The organism is Kribbella antibiotica, from assembly GCF_004349055.1.
GTDB lineage: Bacteria > Actinomycetota > Actinomycetes > Propionibacteriales > Kribbellaceae > Kribbella > Kribbella antibiotica.
In genome coordinates this window covers 14,138-34,496 of record NZ_SMKX01000038.1, presented here as the reverse complement: position 1 = coordinate 34,496, position 20,359 = coordinate 14,138, and the positions used below count along the sequence as shown (strand labels likewise).

Annotated in this window: 24 protein-coding genes; 11 read left to right on the top strand and 13 right to left on the bottom strand. The window is 66.6% G+C overall.

Annotation, left to right across the window (positions count from 1 at the left end):
• Positions 1-81: 81 nt before the first annotated feature.
• The 3 genes from E1263_RS15820 to E1263_RS15810 all read left to right on the top strand — a co-directional run bounded on the left by E1263_RS15820 (position 82) and on the right by E1263_RS15810 (position 2,537).
• A complete protein-coding gene (locus E1263_RS15820; RefSeq protein WP_132168070.1) occupies positions 82-843 on the top strand; it encodes a GntR family transcriptional regulator in 762 nt (253 codons plus the stop codon).
• Between the two features lie 69 nt (positions 844-912).
• Positions 913-1,989 (top strand): 2-trimethylaminoethylphosphonate dioxygenase, encoded by a 1,077-nt coding sequence (tmpA, locus tag E1263_RS15815; protein ID WP_132168069.1) that lies wholly within the window; start codon positions 913-915, stop codon positions 1,987-1,989.
• The gene (locus E1263_RS15810) at positions 1,986-2,537 is read left to right on the top strand and encodes a phosphonate degradation HD-domain oxygenase (RefSeq protein WP_132168068.1); all 552 of its coding nucleotides are present in this window, start codon (positions 1,986-1,988) and stop codon (positions 2,535-2,537) included. The genes tmpA and E1263_RS15810 overlap by 4 nt, the downstream gene beginning before the upstream one ends.
• On the opposite strand, the gene E1263_RS15805 is transcribed toward E1263_RS15810, so the two are convergent.
• Positions 2,534-3,130, bottom strand: coding sequence for a TIGR03086 family metal-binding protein (locus tag E1263_RS15805; protein WP_132168067.1), 597 nt, complete (start codon positions 3,128-3,130; stop codon positions 2,534-2,536). The genes E1263_RS15810 and E1263_RS15805 overlap by 4 nt on opposite strands.
• A gap of 52 nt (positions 3,131-3,182) precedes the next feature.
• Here E1263_RS15805 and E1263_RS15800 point away from each other — a divergent pair, with 52 nt between their 5' ends.
• The 4 genes from E1263_RS15800 to E1263_RS15785 all read left to right on the top strand — a co-directional run bounded on the left by E1263_RS15800 (position 3,183) and on the right by E1263_RS15785 (position 5,335).
• Positions 3,183-3,593: a MarR family winged helix-turn-helix transcriptional regulator gene (locus E1263_RS15800; protein ID WP_132168066.1), complete on the top strand. Its 411-nt coding sequence runs from the start codon at positions 3,183-3,185 to the stop codon at positions 3,591-3,593.
• A 121-nt stretch (positions 3,594-3,714) separates the two neighbouring features.
• The gene (locus tag E1263_RS15795) at positions 3,715-4,131 is read left to right on the top strand and encodes a DoxX family protein (protein WP_132168065.1); all 417 of its coding nucleotides are present in this window, start codon (positions 3,715-3,717) and stop codon (positions 4,129-4,131) included.
• A gap of 11 nt (positions 4,132-4,142) precedes the next feature.
• The gene (locus E1263_RS15790) at positions 4,143-4,676 is read left to right on the top strand and encodes a sigma-70 family RNA polymerase sigma factor (protein ID WP_165956628.1); all 534 of its coding nucleotides are present in this window, start codon (positions 4,143-4,145) and stop codon (positions 4,674-4,676) included.
• Positions 4,673-5,335 carry an anti-sigma factor family protein gene (locus E1263_RS15785; RefSeq protein ID WP_132168064.1) on the top strand — a complete coding sequence of 221 codons (663 nt, stop codon included), beginning with the start codon at positions 4,673-4,675 and terminating at the stop codon, positions 5,333-5,335. The genes E1263_RS15790 and E1263_RS15785 overlap by 4 nt, the downstream gene beginning before the upstream one ends.
• A gap of 373 nt (positions 5,336-5,708) precedes the next feature.
• Here E1263_RS15785 and E1263_RS15780 read toward each other — a convergent pair whose 3' ends face one another.
• The 5 genes from E1263_RS15780 to E1263_RS15760 all read right to left on the bottom strand — a co-directional run bounded on the left by E1263_RS15780 (position 5,709) and on the right by E1263_RS15760 (position 8,269).
• The gene (locus E1263_RS15780) at positions 5,709-5,948 is read right to left on the bottom strand and encodes a hypothetical protein (protein ID WP_132168063.1); all 240 of its coding nucleotides are present in this window, start codon (positions 5,946-5,948) and stop codon (positions 5,709-5,711) included.
• A gap of 63 nt (positions 5,949-6,011) precedes the next feature.
• Positions 6,012-6,797, bottom strand: coding sequence for an arylamine N-acetyltransferase family protein (locus E1263_RS15775; RefSeq protein WP_132168062.1), 786 nt, complete (start codon positions 6,795-6,797; stop codon positions 6,012-6,014).
• Positions 6,798-6,815: 18 nt separating this feature from the next.
• Positions 6,816-7,217: a VOC family protein gene (locus E1263_RS15770; RefSeq protein ID WP_132168061.1), complete on the bottom strand. Its 402-nt coding sequence runs from the start codon at positions 7,215-7,217 to the stop codon at positions 6,816-6,818.
• Positions 7,218-7,229: 12 nt separating this feature from the next.
• Positions 7,230-7,556, bottom strand: coding sequence for a DUF4440 domain-containing protein (locus E1263_RS15765; RefSeq protein ID WP_132168060.1), 327 nt, complete (start codon positions 7,554-7,556; stop codon positions 7,230-7,232).
• A gap of 2 nt (positions 7,557-7,558) precedes the next feature.
• On the bottom strand, positions 7,559-8,269 hold the full coding sequence (locus E1263_RS15760; protein WP_132168059.1) for an SDR family NAD(P)-dependent oxidoreductase: 711 nt from the start codon (positions 8,267-8,269) through the stop codon (positions 7,559-7,561).
• Positions 8,270-8,378: 109 nt separating this feature from the next.
• Between E1263_RS15760 and E1263_RS15755 the strand changes: the two genes are divergently transcribed.
• Positions 8,379-9,308 (top strand): LysR family transcriptional regulator, encoded by a 930-nt coding sequence (locus E1263_RS15755; RefSeq protein ID WP_132168058.1) that lies wholly within the window; start codon positions 8,379-8,381, stop codon positions 9,306-9,308.
• Here the strand turns inward: E1263_RS15755 and E1263_RS15750 are convergent.
• A complete protein-coding gene (locus tag E1263_RS15750; RefSeq protein ID WP_132168057.1) occupies positions 9,296-10,060 on the bottom strand; it encodes a GntR family transcriptional regulator in 765 nt (254 codons plus the stop codon). The genes E1263_RS15755 and E1263_RS15750 overlap by 13 nt on opposite strands.
• 166 nt (positions 10,061-10,226) lie before the next feature.
• Between E1263_RS15750 and E1263_RS15745 the strand changes: the two genes are divergently transcribed.
• Positions 10,227-11,252, top strand: coding sequence for a YeiH family protein (locus E1263_RS15745; RefSeq protein WP_238161269.1), 1,026 nt, complete (start codon positions 10,227-10,229; stop codon positions 11,250-11,252).
• On the opposite strand, the gene E1263_RS15740 is transcribed toward E1263_RS15745, so the two are convergent.
• Positions 11,234-13,045 (bottom strand): glycoside hydrolase family 2 protein, encoded by a 1,812-nt coding sequence (locus E1263_RS15740; protein ID WP_132168055.1) that lies wholly within the window; start codon positions 13,043-13,045, stop codon positions 11,234-11,236. The genes E1263_RS15745 and E1263_RS15740 overlap by 19 nt on opposite strands.
• 406 nt (positions 13,046-13,451) lie before the next feature.
• On the opposite strand from E1263_RS15740, the gene E1263_RS15735 reads away from it, so the two are divergent.
• Complete coding sequence (locus E1263_RS15735) at positions 13,452-14,801, top strand: leucine-rich repeat domain-containing protein (protein ID WP_132168054.1); 1,350 nt, start codon at positions 13,452-13,454, stop codon at positions 14,799-14,801.
• A 2-nt stretch (positions 14,802-14,803) separates the two neighbouring features.
• On the opposite strand, the gene E1263_RS15730 is transcribed toward E1263_RS15735, so the two are convergent.
• The 5 genes from E1263_RS15730 to E1263_RS15710 all read right to left on the bottom strand — a co-directional run bounded on the left by E1263_RS15730 (position 14,804) and on the right by E1263_RS15710 (position 19,916).
• Positions 14,804-15,673: an amidohydrolase family protein gene (locus tag E1263_RS15730; protein WP_238161268.1), complete on the bottom strand. Its 870-nt coding sequence runs from the start codon at positions 15,671-15,673 to the stop codon at positions 14,804-14,806.
• Between the two features lie 16 nt (positions 15,674-15,689).
• The gene (locus E1263_RS15725; protein WP_132168053.1) at positions 15,690-16,928 is read right to left on the bottom strand and encodes an ATP-grasp domain-containing protein; all 1,239 of its coding nucleotides are present in this window, start codon (positions 16,926-16,928) and stop codon (positions 15,690-15,692) included.
• Positions 16,929-16,937: 9 nt separating this feature from the next.
• Entirely contained in the window at positions 16,938-17,600 is a 663-nt protein-coding gene (locus tag E1263_RS15720) for an esterase family protein (protein WP_238161267.1), read from the bottom strand.
• 143 nt (positions 17,601-17,743) lie between these two features.
• On the bottom strand, positions 17,744-18,871 hold the full coding sequence (locus E1263_RS15715; protein WP_132168051.1) for an MFS transporter: 1,128 nt from the start codon (positions 18,869-18,871) through the stop codon (positions 17,744-17,746).
• 10 nt (positions 18,872-18,881) lie between these two features.
• A complete protein-coding gene (locus E1263_RS15710) occupies positions 18,882-19,916 on the bottom strand; it encodes an alpha/beta hydrolase (protein ID WP_132168050.1) in 1,035 nt (344 codons plus the stop codon).
• A 64-nt stretch (positions 19,917-19,980) separates the two neighbouring features.
• Here E1263_RS15710 and E1263_RS15705 point away from each other — a divergent pair, with 64 nt between their 5' ends.
• Positions 19,981-20,325, top strand: coding sequence for an MmcQ/YjbR family DNA-binding protein (locus E1263_RS15705; RefSeq protein WP_132168049.1), 345 nt, complete (start codon positions 19,981-19,983; stop codon positions 20,323-20,325).
• The last annotated feature ends 34 nt before the right edge of the window (positions 20,326-20,359 follow it).

The following is a 20,359-nucleotide window of genomic DNA, read 5'->3' as shown; positions in this document are numbered from 1 at the left end:
TTCGGCGACGCGGAGCTGAACTTGGCTGTACAAGAAGATGTACAGCCATGTTTGGCCGCTCCGATCGTTAACCTGATCGGTATGACCGCCCCCGACAACGCCTCGCTGTACCGCTCGATCGCCGACGAACTGAAGGCGGCGATCCGGGCTGGAGTCTATGCGCCCGGTGCTCGACTGCCTTCGGAGAGTGAGCTCGCCGACCAGTATGACGCCTCACGGGGAACCATCCGGCAGGCCTTCGCCGCATTGGTTGCCGACGGCGTCATTTCGTCCCGCCGGGGCGCGCGCCGAACCGTGCTGGGCGGGCCGCGGTTGCAGAGCTTCGCCGACTTGGTGAGCTTCTCCCGCTGGGCCCGGTCGGTCGGTGAGGAGCCGAGCGGACGCGTTGCCCGCTTGGAGCATCGCGCGGCGACCTTGGTGGAGGCAGAGCAATTGGCGCTGGCGGAAGGCGCGAACGTTTACCACCTCACGCGGGTCCGGATGCTCGACGGCCGCCCGGTGATGATCGAGCGCACGGCCTATCCCGAGCCGGTCGGCGAGCTCGTCGTCGGGATCGATCCGAGTGGGTCGATCACCGAGCGGCTGGAAGAGCTCGGGCTGATCTTCGCGGATGCCGAGCACACCATCGACGCCGTGCCGGCGACCGCCGAGGATGCGCGGCTACTCGCGGTCCGGTCGCGGGCACCGCTGCTGCGGGAGCGCCGTCGTACGACGGATCCGTCCGGAGTGCCGCTGGAGTGGTCGGAAGACCGTTACCTGGGGCAGGAGGTTGCCTTCACGGTGCGGAACTCGGTGAACCGAAATGCCTTGTCCCGTTGGCATTCCGGGCCAGAAGTCAGCTGACGCTTGGCCTCCGTTCATTTTCTCGTGTTACAACTTGGCTAGACAAGTTGCTGACGAGAGGATGCTGTCGTGTCCACCGCCCTGCTGCCGTTCCCGCCGATCTGGCTGCGCGACAACTGCCCGTGCGCGCAGTGCAAGGACCCCCGGAACGGGCAGAAGTTGTTCGGTATCACCGATCTACCCGCTGACCTGGAGCTGCTCGACGTCACGACATCGGACCAGACCGTGTCGGTGACGTTCGCTCCGGACGGTCACCGGGCGGACTTCTCCCGGAGCTGGCTGGACGCTCAGCGGGTCGCCGACCACGGTGACGGCCGCACCGAGCGGGCCAAGCGGTTGTGGTCGGCAACTGAAGTTGCCGACCTGGTGCCTACCGCGACCTGGGCGTCGTACGGCGATGATGTCGCGACGCGGGCCCGGATTCTGCGCGGCGTCCGCGACCTCGGGTTTGCGTTGCTGCGCGGGACGCCGGTGGTCGAGGAGACCGTGCTGGCGATCGCCGAGACCTTCGGATATCCCCGCGAGACCAACTATGGCAGGCTGTTCGACGTTCGTGTTGAGGCGAACCCGAACAACCTTGCCTTCACCGGCCTGGCGATTGCGCCGCACACCGACAACCCGTACCGCGATCCGGTCCCGACGCTGCAGTTGCTGCACTGTCTCGACAATGCGGTCGACGGTGGCGAGTCCGGTCTCGTCGACGGTTTCCAGGCGGCCGCCCTGCTGCGTCGTGAGGACCCTGAGTCCTTTGCGATCCTGACGTCGATCCCGGTGCCCTTTGCCTGGTCGGACGACACGGCGAGTCTGCGCGCCGATCGGCCGTTGATCGAGGTCGACGCCACTGGTGCGGTGCGCGAGATCCGGTTCAACAACCGCTCGATGCAGGCACTGCGGCTGACGACTGCGCAGTCCGAGGCGTTCTACACGGCGTACCGGGCCTTTGCGGAGATCGTTCTGCGACCCGAGTTGCTGTTCACCTTCCGGCTCGAGGCCGGCGATTGCGTCATCTTCGACAACACCCGGCTGCTGCACGCACGGACGGCGTTCGCTGAGTCGGGTTCGCGGCACCTGCAGGGTTGTTATGCCGATCTCGACAGCCTGCTGAGCCTGCTGAGCACGCTGGTCACGCTGGAGGCGCAGGGATGAACCCGCTCGACGAGATCGCCGAGTTGTTTGCCGGTCAGGGCGCTGAGGACTACTTCGGCGAGGCAGTCACCCAGGCCGAGCACATGTACCAGGCCGGCTTCCTTGCACAGCGGGCCGGTGCCTCCGACGCGTTGATCGCGGCCGCGTTGCTGCACGACGTCGGCCACTTCCACGGTGCTGTGAGCGGTGACGAGCTCATGCAGGGCACGGACAATCGGCACAGCCACAGCGGATCCGACTGGCTGGGTCAGTGGTTCGGCCCCGCAGTCACGGAGCCCGTCCGGCTGCACGTGGCCGCCAAGCGCTATCTGTGTGCGGCCGAACCGGAGTACTTCGCGAAGTTGTCGGAGGCCTCGGTCTTCACGCTGGAGGTCCAGGGGGGACCGATGACTCCGGAGCAGGTCGAACGCTTCGAAGCAGAGCCCTACTACGCAGACGCTGTGGCCCTTCGTCGCTGGGACGACGAGGCCAAGGACCCCGAGCTGGAGACCCCCGGCTTCGACTATTTCCGGCCTGTACTGGAACGTCTTCGGGGGGCGACTGGCTAGGTTGCCGGCCACTCGGGGGAGCGGCCGAGGAGCGCGACGATGCGGTCGAGGTGCTCGGTGCCGGTGTAGTTGATGTCCGGACCGAAGGCGGCGCCCGGGGTCAGTCGGGCCTCGCCTACCGGGACGATCTGGGCCACGGTCCAGGCTGCGTCGAGGACGTCCGGGGTGAAATCGACGGTGGTTCCGAGCGCTTTGGCCAGGTCCCAGCTGTGGACGACGTAGTCGATGAAGTGGAAGCTGATCGCCTGATGGCCGGGCACCTTCACGTCCGGACCGAACTCCGGCAGCGGGAAGATTCGCTCGGTCACACCATCCTCGGCGAAGGCTGCGAGGACGTGCTCGGCCGACTCGATATAGGCCTGTACGGCGTTCTCTCCGAGGTCGCGGAGCTTCCAGCTCTCGGGGTCGCCGTCGCCGCGGGAGGCTGTGGCAAAACCGTAGTGTTGCGTGGTCATGTGAGCGAGCAGGCCGTAGACGGTCCAGGCCCGGCAGGGTGTCGGCTTGGTCAGATCGGCGGCGGTGACGCGAGTGGCCAGCTCGATGCTGGCGGTCACGGCTCGGCGGTCGAGAGCGACGAAATCGATAGTAGACATGAGTAGACGATAAGCGCCTGCATATGATTGCGCCAGTGCTATCTTCCGGTTCATGGACGAACGCCCGGATCTGGCCGCGCTGCTGTATCCGCTCGTGCGGGTGCTGATCGCGGCCGAGACGCCGATCCTCGCCGCCCACGACGTCTCGATGTGGGGCTATTCGGTCCTTACCGCGTTGGACGAAACGCCGGTTCGCACCCAGGCGGCGCTGGCCGCGGCGATCGGCGCGGACAAGTCGCGGATCATCGGCACGCTGGACGAACTGCAGCTGTCCGGCCTGATCGATCGGACGCCGGATCCCGACGACCGCCGGGTCCGGCTGCTGTCGATCACCGCCAAGGGACGCCGCGTTCGCCGTACGGTCCGCAAGAGCATCCGGGCCTACGAGGATGAGCTGCTCAGCCAGCTCCCGGCCGCCGACCGCGACGCCTTCGTGCGGTCGTTGAGAGCTCTACAACACTAGATCGGTTCAGTGCAACCGTTTCAGCTCGTGACATAAAGGTCACTTTCAGTTGAACCAGATGAGCCCAGGATCCGTTCGCAAGAACAAGTCCCCAAAACCGCCCCTTTGAGGAGTGAGGCTCATGCAGGTCCTGGAGCGTTATCAGTCACAGGTCATCGGAATCTTCCGGATCGTCGTCGGATTCCTGTTCGCGTGTCACGGTGCTGCGTCGTTGTTCGGTGTCCTCGGGTCCAAGCAGGCCGAGGCGTTCGTCTGGCCGTCCTGGTGGGCCGCCTTGATCCAGATGGTCGGCGGTGCGCTGGTGGCGATCGGGTTCGGTACCCGGTACGCCGCTTTGCTGTCGTCGGGGTCGATGGCGTTCGCCTACTTCACCGTCCACCAGGTGGATGCTTTGCTGCCCGTGCAGAATGGTGGCGAGAAAGCGGCGCTGTTCTGCTTCGCCTTCCTGCTGATCGCGTTCCTCGGGAACGGCGCCTGGGCGCTGGGGTCGAGCGCGTCGTTCCAGCAGCGGCAGACGGCAGCGGTGGCGACCGAGTGAGCCTTTAGACCATGCCCGACAGAGCAGGAGCCCCGATGGCCGACGACCGGGCCGCGATGCTGCGCGAGCTGCACGATGTGCACGCTCCCGCGCTGTGGCGGTTCGTGGTGCGGCTGACCGGCGACGACCGACTGGCCGAGGACGTCGTCCAGGAAACCCTGCTCCGGGCATGGCGAAGGCCGCAGATCCTGACCGAGGACGAAGCGGGTGCCCGGGCCTGGCTGTTCACGGTGGCGCGCAATCTCGTCATCGACGATCGGCGTAGTGCCCGGGTCAACCGCGAGGTGGCCAGCGACGACCTGCCGGAGAAACCCAGTACGGACCATGCGAACGCCGTACTGGATGCCTGGCTGGTGGCCGAGTCGCTGGCCCAGTTGTCGGAGGATCATCGGCAGGTGATCGTCCGCGCGTACTACGGACGCCGGACGGTCACCGACATCGCCGAGGAGTTGGACATCCCGTCGGGCACCGTGAAATCGCGGCTGCACTATGGGTTGCGGGCGTTGAAGCTCGCGTTGCAGGAGAAGGGGGTGACGAGTCAGTGAGTGATCAGTACCGGGACTGGGATGCGGCGTATCTGGTGGGTGCGCTACCGGCCACGGACCGGCGGGAGTACGAGGGACACCTCGCGACCTGCGCCGAGTGTTCGGCGGCGGTGGCGTCGCTGACCGCCGTACCGGCTGCTTTGGCTGTGCTGCCGAGCGACCAGGCGTTGGTGACGGTGCAGACCAGAGCGCCGAACCTGCTGCCCGGGTTGGCGCGCAGAGTGCGCGAGGATCAGAAGCGCCGGCGGTTCCGCGTCGGTGGGATGGTCGCGGCCGTGGCGGCAGTGTCGATCGGGATCGGCGCGGTGATCGCGGTGCCGTTGGTGCAGGACCAGCCGCAGGGCGACTATGTCGTGCTCGCGCAGACCGTCGAGAGCAAGCTGTCCGCGGATGCCCGGCTGGTGCCGGAGCGCTGGGGGACGACGATCGAGATCAGCTGCCGGTACGACGAGCTCGCGACCCCGAGTGAGCGCGCCCGAGGCTACGAGCTCTACCTGACCGACGACTCCGGAAAGGCGCAGTTGCTGGCGACCTGGACGGCCGCACCCGGTACGACGGTGAAGCCGGCCGCGACCACGAAGTTGCAGCGTGGCGAGATTCGCGCGCTTGATATTCGCAGCTCCGAGACGGGGCGGATCCTGCTCGCCGTGCATTTCTGAGCATTCGATCGCCGCTGCGCGCATGACGCCGTACAGCCGGGGCACCTGAGGGGCACGGATCGCCGATCGCGCGCGCGGCCGACGGTCCAGGCCCCGGTGTTCAGGGATGAGTGCACCGGGGCCGACCCTTGCTCCAACTGGTCTAGAACGGCTGTGCCGAAAGACCCGGAAGAAATTTCCCTGATTCCTGTAACACTCGCGCCGTCACCAGCGATACACCGTGTGTAACGCCTTGAGGATCCCGTCCCAGGTCAACCGCCCGAAGGGCCTGGGACGGGAACCTCGTCCGCCGACTAGGCGCCCCGGCCCGGCGTTACAGCAGAAAGCCCCCGGTTGACTCGCATCCCGGGGGCTTTCTCATTTCTGCAGCCTCTTACGAGGCTTGCTCAGTGGGTCCGGCCGGCTCGGCCAGGGAGATCTGGTCCGCCGGCAGGCGTTCCGTCCGCTCCGTACCCTCGTCGTCCTCGTACTGCACCAGACCGGTCCATCCCGTCTCCTCGTGCTCACGGCCGATCAGCCAGCCGCGGCGCCACTGGCCGTCGGCTAGCACGACCACATGGCCGGGAAGCGGGAGTCGGGACACCAGATCGGCGCCGGGCTCGAACTCGTTCATGGCCGTAGGATAAGCGCTTTTCGCCGCCCTTGCCTGCCGAGTGCGTGTCTTCTCACAGATCTCTCAGTCAATGTTCAAGCGATCGATCTCTTCGTCGCTGAGCACAACATCCAAGGCAGCAAGGGTTTCTGCCAGGTCATTCCTGGGTACGGTGCGAGTCGTCGACCTCCCGTCGGCGTACTCGGTGGTGAGCTCGTTCCCGACCAGCCTCCGTACGACGCCGTCGGCGACCCGCATCACCACCGGCCGACCGGTGAACGGGGAGTTGGGATGCGTGGAAACGTAGTGGTGGTAGACCTCATAGTCGATCGGCCGGACCGGTTCGTCGTTCGAGGCATGCTGCGGAATCCACCCGTCAGGTGTGCGTTTGGCTAACGTCCACACGTCATTTTCGAGAGTCAGCTGATGATCCCAGCCGCCTTGGTCGACGATGACGCCGTCCTTGAGCGGTGTCGGGTAGAGCTGGCCGGCGCCGAATCCCACATCGGCCAGGAATTCCTGTCCGTCCACCCCGACTTTGAGTAGGGCGTGCGTGCGCGGTCCTGCCTTGTGAGGTTGGACTCTGGCCACTCGACGATCCACCTCGAAGCCGAGACGTTCGAGCGCTGCGCCGAAGAGCAGTGTGTGCTCATAGCAGTAGCCGCCGCGTTGACGTCGTACCAGCTTGTTCTGGATTGCTTCGAGGGTGAGACCGGGGTGAGTGCCGAGGACGACGTCGATGTTCTCGAACGGGATCGCCAGCACATGCGCGCGGTGCAGACTCGACAAGCTGTCGACGGACGGCGCGACGTGCGGATGCCCGATGCGCTCCAGGTAGGCGGCCAGGTCGAGAGCCTCGATGTTCCACATGCCACCTACCTCAGCACTTCAAGTGCTCTTGAGGTCAAGCTCGGAGAACAAGGTGAGCTGAATACCGCCGGGCGTTTCGAGACGGGCGTTCAGCGAGTTCCACGGGGTGACGGTCGGCTCGGCGATCACCGTCGCGCCCGCGCCGGCAAGCGTTCGGGTGATCGCCGCCGCGTCGTCGACCTCGAAAGCGAGCCGGTACTTCCCGGCGACCCGGCGGCCGACCTCAATATCGTCGATGAAGTCGGCCTGCCCCGGATCGGCGATCTCGAGGGTCGCGCGCTCGACCTCGAGAATCACCACCCGCCCGTTCTCCGACGAGTACGACGCGCGCTCGGGCAAGCCGAGCACATCGCGGTAGAAGGTCACCGCCTCGTCGTAGTCGTCCGCCGTGACCACCAACCGCAGTTCTTTGACTCCCATGCCCGCCAGTATCTACAAGCGCGAGACCTGATAGTGAGCGATCAGGCCCTGGTGCAACAGGATGCTGAGGTTGACGGTGATCGTCGGACGATCGGTGAACGCGAAGTCCACGGTCAGATAGAGGAGCGTGAGCTCGTCGCTCAGGTGCCGGGTCTCCAGTACGTCGTATGTCGCGGTGAGGCCGAGCGGCTGCGAGTCGTAGTACTCGGCGACCGCGTCGCGGCCGACGCCGTACGGGTGCAGGCCTTGGAAGATCGCGTCCTCGGTGAAGAGGGCGGCGACCGCCTTCGGGTCGTGGGCGGCGATACCGGCCGCCCATCGGTCAAGCGTTTCGTTCATGATCAGTGGCCTGCCTGCTGGCCGCCGTCGACGTGCAGGATCTCGCCGGTGACGAACTTCGCGTTCTCCAGGTAGGTGACCGCGTCGACGATCTCCTCGATCTCGCCGAGCCGGCCGACCGGGTGCAGAGCGGCGAGGAACGCGTGGTTCTCCGCCGGGTGCATCGGTGTCTTGATGACGCCGGGGGAGACGGCGTTGAAGCGGATGTTGCGCGCGGCGTACTCGATCGCGAGCGACCTGGTGGCGGAGTTGAGGCCGCCCTTGGTGAGTGCGGCGAGTGCGGCCGGTACTTCGCTCAAGGCGTGCTCTGCGAAGGTGGTGGTGATGCTGACGACGTGGCCGCCAGTCTCATTTTCGAGCATTGCTGCGACGGCGCGGCGCGTGGTTTCGAAGAACCCGTTCAGGTTGACGCCGACGACCTGCGCGTAGTCCGCGTCGGTGTACTCGGTGAAGGGCTTGGCGGTGAAGACGCCGGCATTGTTGACCAAGGCATCGATTCGGCCGAACGCTTCGAGGCCCTTCTCGATCACCTGGATACCGACGCCGGCCTCGGCAATGTCGCCGGGGACCGTCAGGATGAACGGGTCGTCCGATCCGGCGATGGTGCGCGAATTCGCGACGACGGCGTACCCGAGCTTGCGGTAGGCCGTGACGAGCCCGGCGCCGATGCCCTGGGACGCTCCGGTGACGACGGCGACTTTCTGGGTGCTCATATTTCCTGCTTTCGTGAGTTGGCTTAATTTGATACTTGTCCAACCTCCCGGGCTTTTCCAGGACAGGTCTCCTCCCAGCTGGGAGGCTGCGCCTACTACTCTTCGGAGGGTGGAGCTTCGGCAGTTGCGGTACTTCGTGGCGGTGGCCGAAGAGCTCAACTTCGGGCGGGCGGCGGCGCGCCTGCACATCGCGAGCCCGTCGCTGTCGCAGCAGATCAAGTCGCTGGAGCGGGACCTTGGTGTCCGGCTGTTCGAGCGCGATCGGCGGACGGTGGCCCTCACGGCCTATGGGGAGACGCTCCTGCCGCGGACGCGGGCGCTACTCGAGCAGGCCGACGACTTACGCCGTACGGCGCGTGGCTTTGCGGTGAGTGAGCCGGTGCGACTGGGCTACGTGAGCTGGCGACCGGCGGACCTCGAGGAACGCGTGTCCGGGGTTGCGCGGCTGCTGGTCGATGCCTGGGTGATGCCGTCGCACACCCAGGCCGCGCGGGTCGCGGACGGGAGTATTGACCTGGCGATCTGCTGGGTGCGTGCGACCGATCTGGCTGAGCAGCAGCTCGCCGGGCGGTTGGTTGGTGTGGATCAGCTGTACGCCGTCTCGGTCGGCTATGAGTCGTCTGTTCGGGCTCAGGACACCGTGGTGCTCGTCGATGCGGATACGGCGACCTGGTCGTCGTGGAACATCTATGCGCTGGAGTTCGCGCGTTCGACCGGCGCTTCCGTCGAGCGGATCGACGACCACGGCATCACCGGACCGGCGTTCTTCGACCATGTACGGCGGCTGGGGCGGCCGGTGCTGAGTTCGCCGAAGCGGGACGCGACGCCGTGGCCGAGCGGGATCACGCGGCGGCCGGTGGTTGATCCGGTGCCGATGTGGACGTGGTCGTTGGTGTCGCGGTGGGACGAGGCTTCGCCGGCCGTCCTTGCCGCAGTGGAGGCGTTGACGCGGGATGTGGTCGTGGACTTCGGAGCGGCGCCGTACTGGTTGCCGGGGGACGATCCGTTCCGGCCGGGGGCGTTGACCTACCAGCCGTGAGCTTGGGCTGCCGTCAGGCGGTAGCCGGTGTTCTCGGAGAAGACGGCCGAGAGCGCGAAGCGGTCGCCGCGGACTACCGTGTGCCGCCACTCGACTGGGCGGTTCTGCGCGGTGCTCTGGCGGATGATCGAGAAGACCGCGGCGTCGGCTGGGCAGTGCAGCAGGGCGCGCTCAGCGGCGGTTGGGGCGACCGCGCGGATGTCTTCGCGGCCGTGGTCCAGCCGGAGGCCGGTGCGCTCGGAGAGCTCGTTGTAGAGGCTGGTGTGGGTGAAGTCGGCGTCCAGGAGCGGTGCAGCTATCTCGGCTGGCAGCCAGACGCGGTCTAGGGCGAGCGGCTCATCGCCTGCGTAGCGGAGGCGCTCCAGGTAGAGCAGGGGAATGGAAGCCTCGAGCTCTAGGCGGGCGGCGATGACTCCGTCGGCGCGGATGTCGAGCGCGCGGACGACGCTGTGCTGGTCGAGGCCTGAGGCTTCGACGGAGGAAAACAGGCTGTAGAGGGCGCCCATGGGCTGCTGGATCTCGGGGACCGTGGCGACCCTGGGCTGGCGGCCGCGCTCGGCCACGATCAGGCCGTCGGACCGCAACTGGCTGAGGGCCTGGCGGACGGTGTGACGGCTGACCGCGTACATCTCGACCAGCGTCATCTCACCGGGGAAGGCAGCGTCGAACTCGCCGGCACGCATGCGCCGCACGAGGTCCGCTTGGAGTTGTTTCCACAGCGGTTCGCCGCCTGTCCGGTCCAGCGCTGGCATCTGTCCTCCGATTTGCCAAATGTCCGGTCATCTCTTAGCTTAAATGTACGTACATCTTCGGCGTACGTCGTGGCGGAGAGGGGCCGGGCTGATGGTGCAGGTTGAGATTAGGCCACTGCGCACTGCCTCCTTCTCCTTTCGGCGGTTGCTTCCGAGGCGTGGGCCGGTGCCGGGGCTGATTGTCGTGCTGGCCATCGCGGCCGTGGCCGTTCCGCTAGGCCGGCTGGTGCCGGTCGTGGGTGGGCCGGTGTTCGGGATCGTGTTCGGGGTGCTGGCCGGTCTGGCCTTCCCGCGGGTGCGCTCCGAGGTGTTCCGGCCGGGGATCGACTTCGCGTCGAAGAATCTGCTGCAGCTGTCGATCGTCGTGCTGGGGACCGGGCTGTCCTTGCAGCAGGTCGCTCAGGTCGGGCTGTCGTCGTTGCCGGTGATGCTGGGCACGCTCGCCCTTGCTTTGGGGGGCGCGTGGTTGTTCGGGCGGCTGCTCGGGGTGCGTGATGACACGCAGATCTTGATCGGTGTCGGGACGGCGATCTGTGGCGGTTCGGCGATCGCGGCCGCGACGGCGGCGATCGGGGCGCGGCGGTCGTCGGTCGCTTATGCGATGGCGACGATCTTCACCTTCAACATCGTTGCGGTGCTGGCGTTTCCGCCACTCGGGCATCTGCTCGGGATGAGTCCGGAAGCGTTCGGGTTGTGGGCCGGGACGGCGATCAACGACACGTCATCGGTGGTTGCGGCCGGATATGCGTACAGCCAGAGTGCAGGTGATCAGGCGATCGTCGTGAAGCTGACTCGGTCGCTCACGTTGATCCCGATCGTGCTGACCCTGGTCGCCTTGAAGGTTCGCCGGGAGAACCGGGCGGCGCGGGCCCTCGACGTGCAGGGCGCTTCGTATGACGGGTCGACGGCGTCGACTCGGGGTCCGCTGCCGTGGAAGAAGCTGGTGCCGCTGTTCCTTCTCGGGTTCATCGCGGCGGCTGGGCTGCGCTCGGCGGGCGCCGTGCCGGATGGGTGGCTGCCGACGTTGAGCCTGATCGGTACTTGCCTGATTACTGCCGCGCTGACTGCGATCGGCTTGTCGTTGCGGCCGCGGGAACTGCGCGACGCAGGACCCAGGCCGCTCCTGCTCGGAGCGATTCTCTGGATCCTGGTCGCGGTTGGTTCGCTAGTCCTTCAGTCCTTCTTCTCGTAGGCGGCCGGGCGGGTCTGCGCCGCCTGGATCCGCGGTACGTCGAGCTTGCTGCTGCGGTCGAAGTTGTAGATCCCGTTCTCTTCCTGGAAGACGTCGGTGAGCTGCGTGTAGCAGTAGCCGAACATCAGCGGGTCATCGAGCAGCGCGTCGACCAGACCGGTGAAGCGAACATAGAAGTCCTCCTCATCGGCAACCCGCTGGCCGTAGCCCCACGAGTCCTCGCTGTTGCCGCTCTTGCCGGCGGCCGCCTTCTCCGCGTGCCACCAGATGCCGCCGAACTCACTGCAGAAATACGGCAGCCCGTTGTAGGCCTGGGAGATCGGCCGACCCTCCGGCCCGCCGAGATTCCCGTACGGCGTTCCGTCCTTCAGGCCCGCCATTTCCTGCGCGAACTCGGCCGGGTCCTGCGTGTAGTTGTGTGAGTCCCAGACGTCGGTCTCGGGAACGCGGTGCGAGTACCCGGACGAGTCGAGGACCGGCCGGGTCGAGTCAGCCGCCTTGGTGGCAAGGAACATCGCGCGGGTGACATCGTCCAGCTGGGTGATGCGGTCGTGCAGGAGTTGGTGCGTCTCGTTCAGCGGGCACCAACCGACGATGCTCGGGTGGCTGTAGTCGCGCTCGACCGCCTCGAGCCACTGCGCGACGTACGACGCTGTCGGCTGCTGGTTGTCGTCGCCGGTGTGCCCGACACCGGAACCCCAGTCGCCGAACTCGCCCCAAACCAGGTAGCCGAGACGGTCCGCGTGGTAGAGGAAGCGCTCCTCGAAAACCTTCTGGTGCAGGCGCGCGCCGTTGAACCCGGCCGCGATGCTGAGCTCGATGTCCTTGATCAGGGCTTCCTCGGTGGGCGCCGTCATCAGGCTCTCCGGCCAGTATCCCTGGTCGAGCACGAGTCGCTGGAACACGTGCTTGCCGTTGATGAGGATCGCCTGGCCGTTGACCGATATCGACCGCAGTCCGGCATAGCTGTCGGCGGTGTCAATAACGTTGCCGTCGGCATCGATCAGTTCGAGGAGGACGTCGTACAGGTGGGGGTCTGTGGTGTCCCAGAGCCTGACGCGGTCGGCCGGGACCTGCAGGGTCAGCCGCGGTGCGAAGTCGAGGTCGGCGCGGACCTCGGCGGTTGTCACCTCGCCATCGGCATCCTTGAGGGTCGCGCGGATCTTGTGGCCCGGCTTGTTGGCCGAAACCGGCACCGCCAGGTGGAAACTGGAGCCGGCGACATCCGGCGTGATCCGTGGCCGCTTCAGGTGCACTGTCGGCACCGCCTCGAGCCAGACCGTCTGCCAGATCCCGGTCGTGCGCGTGTAGAGGCAGGCGTGGTTGAAATACAACTGGCTCTGCTTACCGCGCGCCTGGGGCCCCTTGTGCGTATCCCGGGCCCGCACCACGATCGTCGCCTCGTCGCCCGGCTTGGCAACCTTGCTGAGGTTGGCGCTGAACGGCGTGAACCCACCCCGATGGCGAACCACCTCGGTCCCGTTCACCCAGACCGTCGCGTCATGATCGACCGCCTGGAAGTGCAGGACGGCTTCCTTGCCTTCCCATTCCTGGGGGATCGTGACGGTGGTCCGATACCAGACCGCCTCCATGAAATCGACGTCCTCGACCCCGGACAGCTGCGACTCGGGCGCGAACGGCACGGTGATCTTCTGCGCCAGCTCCCGCTCCCGCACCCCCCGCTCCAGCCCACTGTCCGACCGATCGATCTCGAACTGCCACTCACCGTTCAGATTCACCCACTCGTTCCGCACGAACTGCGGACGCGGGTACTCGGCACGAGGCTGTGTCATAGGTAGCTCCCGAAGGAAGAGAAGGCGAGGTCCAGAAGACAGTACAACGTTGGAATCGACCCGGCAACGGGTAGATCCCGCCAGCCGCTCCTTGAGCTCCGATCAGTCATCAGACGCCCCTCGAAACGCCTGAACCGTGCTCAAGGCGGCGCGTGGCGGGCTGCCCCGTAGGGTGGCGGCCGTGATCGATGGTGTGGGGGAGATTGGGCGGGTTCTCAGCGGCCCGCCGAGTGCGTTGGCGTTTCGGGTGCTGTGTGCCGCGGTGGATCGAGCAGGGAGCCCGGAGGAGCTGGTAGCGCTTTGTGAGGAGGGTCTTGCGGATTGGCCCTATGAGGCTCGAGAGGCTTTCGGTGCTGGCGGGGCGGGTTGGCGGCTGGCTCGGTCGTTGTCGACGGAGCAGTTCGGCATGGATCTGCAAGGGTGGGAACACCTGCGCGTGCTCAGGACCCGGGATGCTGTGGGTCTAGCGGCCAACCCGGCCTTGAGTCAGTTGGAGTCGCTTGATCTGATCAGTGGCGGCGGAACGACGCAGCCGTTCCGCCCGCCGGCCGACCGTCCACTCCGGTTGCGTCATGTCAGCCTGCTCGCTCCTGATTTGACCGATCTTCTGCGCGCAGGGGTTGCCCGCAAACTGCGTTCCGCCACAGTGCTCGTCCACAGCTTGGATGAAGCCCGAGCCCTCGCGGCTCGCCCCGAGCTCGCGCAGCTCGAGCAGTTGACGATCGGCTTCCGCTGCAGCCGGAATGGTGTGCCCAGCTCGGCCGGTCTCTCCGTCGGCGAGGTCGTCGCCGAGGACGACGCAGCCTGTACGACGTTCTTCGCGGCCGCGACGTTGTCTGCCCTGCGTGAGTTCGGTCTGCTCGGGTTCCCGGCCGGCCGTGATCGGCAGGGATTCGGTCCTGCGGGACTGGCCGGAATTGTTGCCAGTGGCATCTTTTCTCGACTGACTGCCCTGACGATCAAGGACCTTCCGCTCGGCGACGCCGCGATGATCGATGTACTCGCCGTGCTCGACCACGACAGTCTCGACAGCGTCAGCCTGCAGAACATCGCCCTTTCGGACGTGGCCGCGGAGGGTTTCACCGGCACGTACTCGGCCCTTCGCACTCTGGACCTTCGGCAGAACTACCTGACCGAGTCCGGTGCCCAGCACTTGGCGCACGACGTCGACCTGCCGGCGTTGGAGCGGCTCGATCTGTCCGGCAAGCGCTCGGAGATCCAGCCGATCGGCGACGCCGGTGCGGTGGCTTGGGCCTCGTCCCACAACGCGATCAACCTCGCCGAACTCCACTTGGCCGCGACCGGTCTCACGGCGGTCGCTGTTCCCGAGCTCCTGAACACCGGCGAGCTCGAGATCCTCGATCTCTCCTACAACCAACTGACTGGCTGGCCGTTGGCCGAGCGACTCCCCGGCCGGAGCCTGGACCTCGCCGCCTGTGCGCTGAACGACGAGGACCTGATCAGTCTCACCACGGCAACCGCGGATCTCGACAGCCTCAACCTGGCAGACAACACCATCAGGTCCGCGAAGGCGCTGACTGCCTGGGCCGCCCTGCCTGCCCTGTGGGAACTCAACCTCCACGGCAGCCACCTGGACGATCAGAGCCTCGCAGACCTGCGGGCCGCAGCCACCTGTTTGCTTGAGCTGGACACGGGATCGAAGACGGACGACGACGTTCGCGTGAACCTCGCGATCAGCCGAGCCGAACACGAAGCCGAATCCCGCACGTTCGCCCGTCAGCTCCGCGAAGGCTGAATTCAGAGGCCTAGGAGGCGGGCGCCGTTGTCGTGGCAGACGGCTCGGAGCCAGGCGTCGCCTAAGCCGAGGTCGGCTAAGGCCTGGAGTTGGGTGGCGTAGGGGTAGGGGATGTTGGGGAAGTCGGTGCCCAGGACGATGCGGTCGGCCAGGTCACCCAAGCGCGGAACCAGCGAGCGGGGGAAGGGCATCAGGGATTCGGTGAAGGGCGTTAGGGCCATGGTCGTGTCCAGGTGGACGTTCCGGTACGACGTGAGGTCCAGGTGCTCGGCGTATTCGGGCATGCCGAGGTGAGCCACGACCACCGTCAACAGGGGGTGGCGGCGGAGGACCTCGCCGATGGGACCAGGGCCGGTGTGGCGGCCGGGGATGGGGCCGGAGCCGCAGTGGGCGACTACCGGCGTACCGGCTTCGGCTAGTTGGCCCCAGACGTCGTCGAGGACGGGGTCTCGGGGGTCGTAGTCGCCTACTTGAAGGTGGACTTTGAAGATGCGGGTGCCTTGGTCGAGGGCTTCGCGAACGTAGGAAGAGGCGGAGGCTTCGGGGTAGAACGTGCCGCTCACGGCACAGCCGGGCGTCGCGGCGGCGAAGTCGCGGGCCCAGGTGTTGAGCCAGGCGGCCATGTCGGGTTTGTGCGGGTAGACCAAGGCCGGGAAGGCCCGAACTCCCAGCGAATCAAGGGTTTTGAGGCGCTCGGAGACAGACGTCCGGTACGTGATCGGCCAGGGGGTTCCGTAGTGCTCGACGGCGGCGTCGAAGTATTTCCAGACCGCGTTCATCACGGGGTCGGGCAGGAAGTGGACGTGGACGTCGATCAGGCCGTCCAGGCCCAGTCCTGCCCACCAGGCAGGGACTTCTTCGTCGAGGAGCACACCGCCCAGCCTAGAACTACCGCTCGGACTGGTCCGCCAGCCAGAGGTTGATCAGGCCTTGGAAGTGCGCCTGGAACTTCTCCTGCTCGTCGGTCGGGTACGTCGCCACGACCGTCTCGCGGAGGATGTCGGTGAACTCGGATCCGCTGAACCAGTCGCGCACCCGGGCGTCGAAGTCGGGCAGGTTCTCGGCGCACCACTCGTGATACCGGACGGTGTCGAAGTGGGCGTCGGCGAGCGCGAGGTAGGCCTCGATCTTGGCGTCGTAGTCGAGCGACTCGTCGTCGGCGATGGCGAAGTACTTGTCGGTCTGGAGGTCGACCGAGCTGCGCCGGCCGGTGGCGAGGCTGAAGACAGACCACTTCACCAGCGCGCTGATCGCCCAGGGGAAGTAGTAGTGCAGTGAGGTGACTGCGACGTCGGGGCAGGCGTTGGCGTAGTCGATCGGGTGCACCGAATCGCCGCGGACGAGCATCTCGCAGGAGTTGAACTCCCAGCCGAAGAACGCGTTCACGATCCGGCTGATCGCGACCGTCTGGTGTCCGGCGGACTGCGAGAGGAATCCGTGCGAGACGGCGTACCGGTTGTGCATCGGCTCTTCGGGGCGGAAGTCCATCACCATGGTCTCGGCGCCGATCGACAGCGCGCGGGCGAACTTGTCGTACTCGACCGTCGCCTGTAGGTGCATCAGCATCTCGCCGGATTCGTCGTACGCGCGGTGCAGGTCGTCGTTGTCGTTGATCCGGGAGACGCCGCGCCAGCCGCCGCCGTCGAACGGCTTCATGTACAGCGGGTAGCCGAGGTCCTCGGCGATCGCGTCCAGGTCGAAGGTCTTGTTGTACTTCGCCGAGGTGTAGGCCCAGCGGACGTTGTCGACCGGGTTCTTGTACGGCACCAGGACGGTCTTCGGGATCTTCAGCCCGAGCCGGAGCATCGCGCAGTACGCCGAGTGCTTCTCCATCGCCTGGAACGTGAACGGCGAGTTCAGCAGGTAGGTGCCGTTCATCAGCGCGGCCTTCTTCAGCCACTCGCGCGGGTGGTAGTACCAGTACGCGAGCCGGTCGATGACGAGTTCGACCTTGACCGGGTCGTTCAGGTCGAACGGCTCGATGGTCAGCCGCTCGGTCTCGAACTCATGTGTCTTGCCACCGGCCGTCACCGAGCCGACCCGCCGGAGCAGCGCCTCGAACGCCTGCGGCCAGTCCTCCTCGGCGCCCAGTAGCAGCCCGATCAGGTGCCGAGAGTTGTCAGCCACAGGTTCTCCTCAAACAAATCGGGGCAGGTGGTGGGCGATCTGCTTGCGCCACCACGGCCAGTCATGGGCTACGTCGTACCCCCACTGGTCGAGCTCATGCGGGATGCCCTTGGCATTCAGTACGGCGTCGATCGCGCGGGCCGACGGCAACGAACCGGTCGGGTGGGTTTCCCAGTCGCCCTGACCGACGGTGAGCACGAGGAACAGGCGGCGGCGCAGCCAGTCCAGATGTTCACCCTCGAGGTTCGGCAGGTAGTCGGCCGGGTTGTTGAAGTACGTCGCCTCGCCGCGCTCGCCCCAGGCGTGCCAGCTCGCGGCGTCGTAGTTGCCGGACTGGCAGATCGCGACCGGGAAGAGGTCGGCGCGCTTGAAGGCGAAGTTGAGCGCATGGAAGGCGCCCAGGCTGCAGCCGGTGGTGATCATGTCGGTGGCGCCAGGCGTGTCCGCACCGATCGCGGGGACGACCTGGTCCAGGATCCAGGACTCGTACGCGTTGTGCCGGCGGGCCCGCTCTTCCAGCGGCAGGCTGCGGTCGGACCAGCTGAGGTCGTCGAACGAGTCGACGCAGTACAGCTTCACCCGGCCGGCCTCGATCAGGTCGGCGACCGCGCCCACCATGCCGTTGTTCTCGTAGTCCCAGGCACGACCCTGCTCACTTGGGAACACCAGCACAGGACGGCCATAGTGCCCGTACCGGATCAGGGTCCCTTTTCGGTCAAGTCCCGGAGCCTCTAGCTCGACCTGCTCACGCTCCACGCGCACTCACCCCCGCTTAAGTGTTCTGAGAGTGTCCCGCCAGCCACCCTGCCATGTCTTTACCTCGCATGCTTTGTCTCAGCGCGTCCTGCCACCGGACCGAGCGCTGCGACGACTACAGCCAGTACGGCGACTCCAGCGAGTGCCGTTGGCAACGACCAGACGCTGGATGCGGCGCCGACCAGTGCGGGGCCGAGGAGGAAGCCCAGGTACGCGATGGTGGTGACGGTGGAGATCGCGCTCGCGCGGCGCTCAGGTCCGGCCCAGGCGCCGGCCATGCTGATGATGGTTGGCGCACAGACCGACGTACCGAGGCCTGCGATGGCGATACCGACCAGGGCGAGCCAGGGGCTGCCGGCGAGAGCGGCCAGGGCGCTGCCGAGGGCGGCGATGAGGCCTCCGGCGACCAGGAGCTGCGCGGGCTTGAGGAGGCGCAGCAGAGCGTTGCCGCTGATCCGTCCGGTGGCCGCAGCGGCGGCGAAAACAGCCGGTGCGCTGGAGGCGAGAGCAGGTGCAGCGCCGAGAGTGGTGTCGAGGTGTACGGCGCTCCAGCTCTGCCAGGCGTTCTCGACGACGAAGGCGAGGGCGCAGAGACCGCCGAACACCATCAGCGCGGGCTCAAGCCTGCGAGGGGCCTTCTGAGCCACCACCGGCTTGATGCGCGTGGAACCCGGCGCCAAGACCACAGCGACCAGTACGGCGATCAGTACGGCGACTCCGCCGAGCACTGGTAACGCACCGGCACCTGCCGCGCGCAGGCCCGCCGTACCGAGGCTTGAGACCACTACTGCGATTGAGAACAGCCCGTGAGCGAGGTTCATCAGCGGTTTGCCGCTCGAGGCCTCAGCCGCGGACCCGGTGGCGTTGACGGCCACATCGGTGGCCCCCGAGGTAGCGCCGAGCAGAAAGAGCGCAGCGCCGAGGGCGACGGCCGATCCGGCGAGTGCGGGCAGCACACCGCACGCTGCGAACAGCAGCACGGTCACTGGGAGCACCACTCCGCCGAAGCGGTCGATCAGATAGCCGGTGAACCGCATCGAGCACAGCGCACCCAGTCCGACCATCAGCAGCGCACCGCCCAACTGAGCGTCGGTGACACCAGCCTCAGCCTTCACAGCGGGCAGCGCAGCACCCCATGCACCCCAGAACAGACCGAACGCTCCGAACCCAGCGAGTGTTTTAACCACCCGCTCGACACTAGGCCCAGACGCGGTTCAGCAGTCCTGTCAGGTCCGGATCCAGGACGTCACGCCATGCGGTGAAGTTGTGCATGTCCGGGGTCTCGTCGAACTCGACTGGGAGTCCGAGCTCGGCCAGGCGTGCAGCCATCACGCGGTTGTTGTGCACGTTCTCCTCAGTGGCGCCCGCAGTCATCGCGACGGCCGGTGTGCTCGGCGCAGCACCAGCGGCGAGCACCTCGCGGACGAAGCCGGTCACCTGCGCGTAGAACTCGAACCGCGACTCCTCCTGCGGGTCGGTGTCCAGCGTGAAGAACGACCCGGACTGGAGGAACAGCCCCTCGAACGTGCCCGGGTGGTGCCACTCGGCGTACAGGGCGGCCAGTGCGCCCAGGCTCGCACCCATCAGCACCGGCTGCTTGCTCTTGTACTGCGCCTGGACAGTCGGAAGCACCAGTTGCGTCAGAGCCTCGGCGTACTGCGGATTGGCGGCGTACCAGAGGTTCCGCGTGGTCGGCCGGATCAGTGCGAGCCGGAACGGCGGCAGCTCGGACGATGCGACCATCGCGCCGGCGTAGTGCGTCAGACCGGCGTACATGGCGAACTCAGGACCGTCATGCGACAGCAACAGCGGTAGCTCAAAAGCTGGTGTGATCCCCTCGGGCGCCCACACCTGTACGTCGATCGGTCCGACTGGGGAGTCGACTACCAGCGGGGTCAGCGTGGACGCGACCGGCTCGACGTGGATCCACGCAGGCTCGACGTAACCCGGCAGCGGCAGCCACGAGTGCTCCCCGAACGCGCCACCGACCACCCGGGGGTTGGCCGGGTCAGTGCGCATCCCCTGGTCGGCGATGTCGAACAGGTACTCCATCCGGTGCACCGACGGGCGCGCCAGCCGCAGCTCCCAGCCGTACTCGACTGGCTTGAACTCCAGCAGTTCGGCGGCCAGGCCCAGCTCCTGCCACAGCCGCACCCCCGTGAACGCATGCGCCGGATCGCTGAGGCGGAACACCACCTCAGCCCCTTCAACGGCACTCACCACGCTGGACATCCGCACACGGTACCGGTGGAAACACTGACATCAGGTGTCAGCCATAGCGGCTTATCGTGGGCAGGTGGTGGATCTCACGGATATCAGGGCAGCGACAGCCGACCTGCCGCGCAGCTACGAGGCGCTGGTGCGGGACCGGATCAAGTTCCGCGTCGGCCGCATCGTGTATCTGGCGGTCGCGCCGGACGAGCAGACGATCGGCATCGGCTTCCCGCGCGAGGAACGGGCCGCCGCGCTGGCGTCTGAGCCGGACAAGTTCCTGCCGCCGAGCAAGTCCGACGAGAGATACCAGTGGATCGTCGTACGGCTGGAAGCGATCGAGTACGACGAGCTGCGGGAGCTGGTCCTCGACGCGTGGTCGCTGTGCGTTCCGAAAAAGGTCCGCACGGAGTTCTTCGCGAACCTCTGACCTGCGTACCGGTGACGGAGCGCAGCGGAATGGG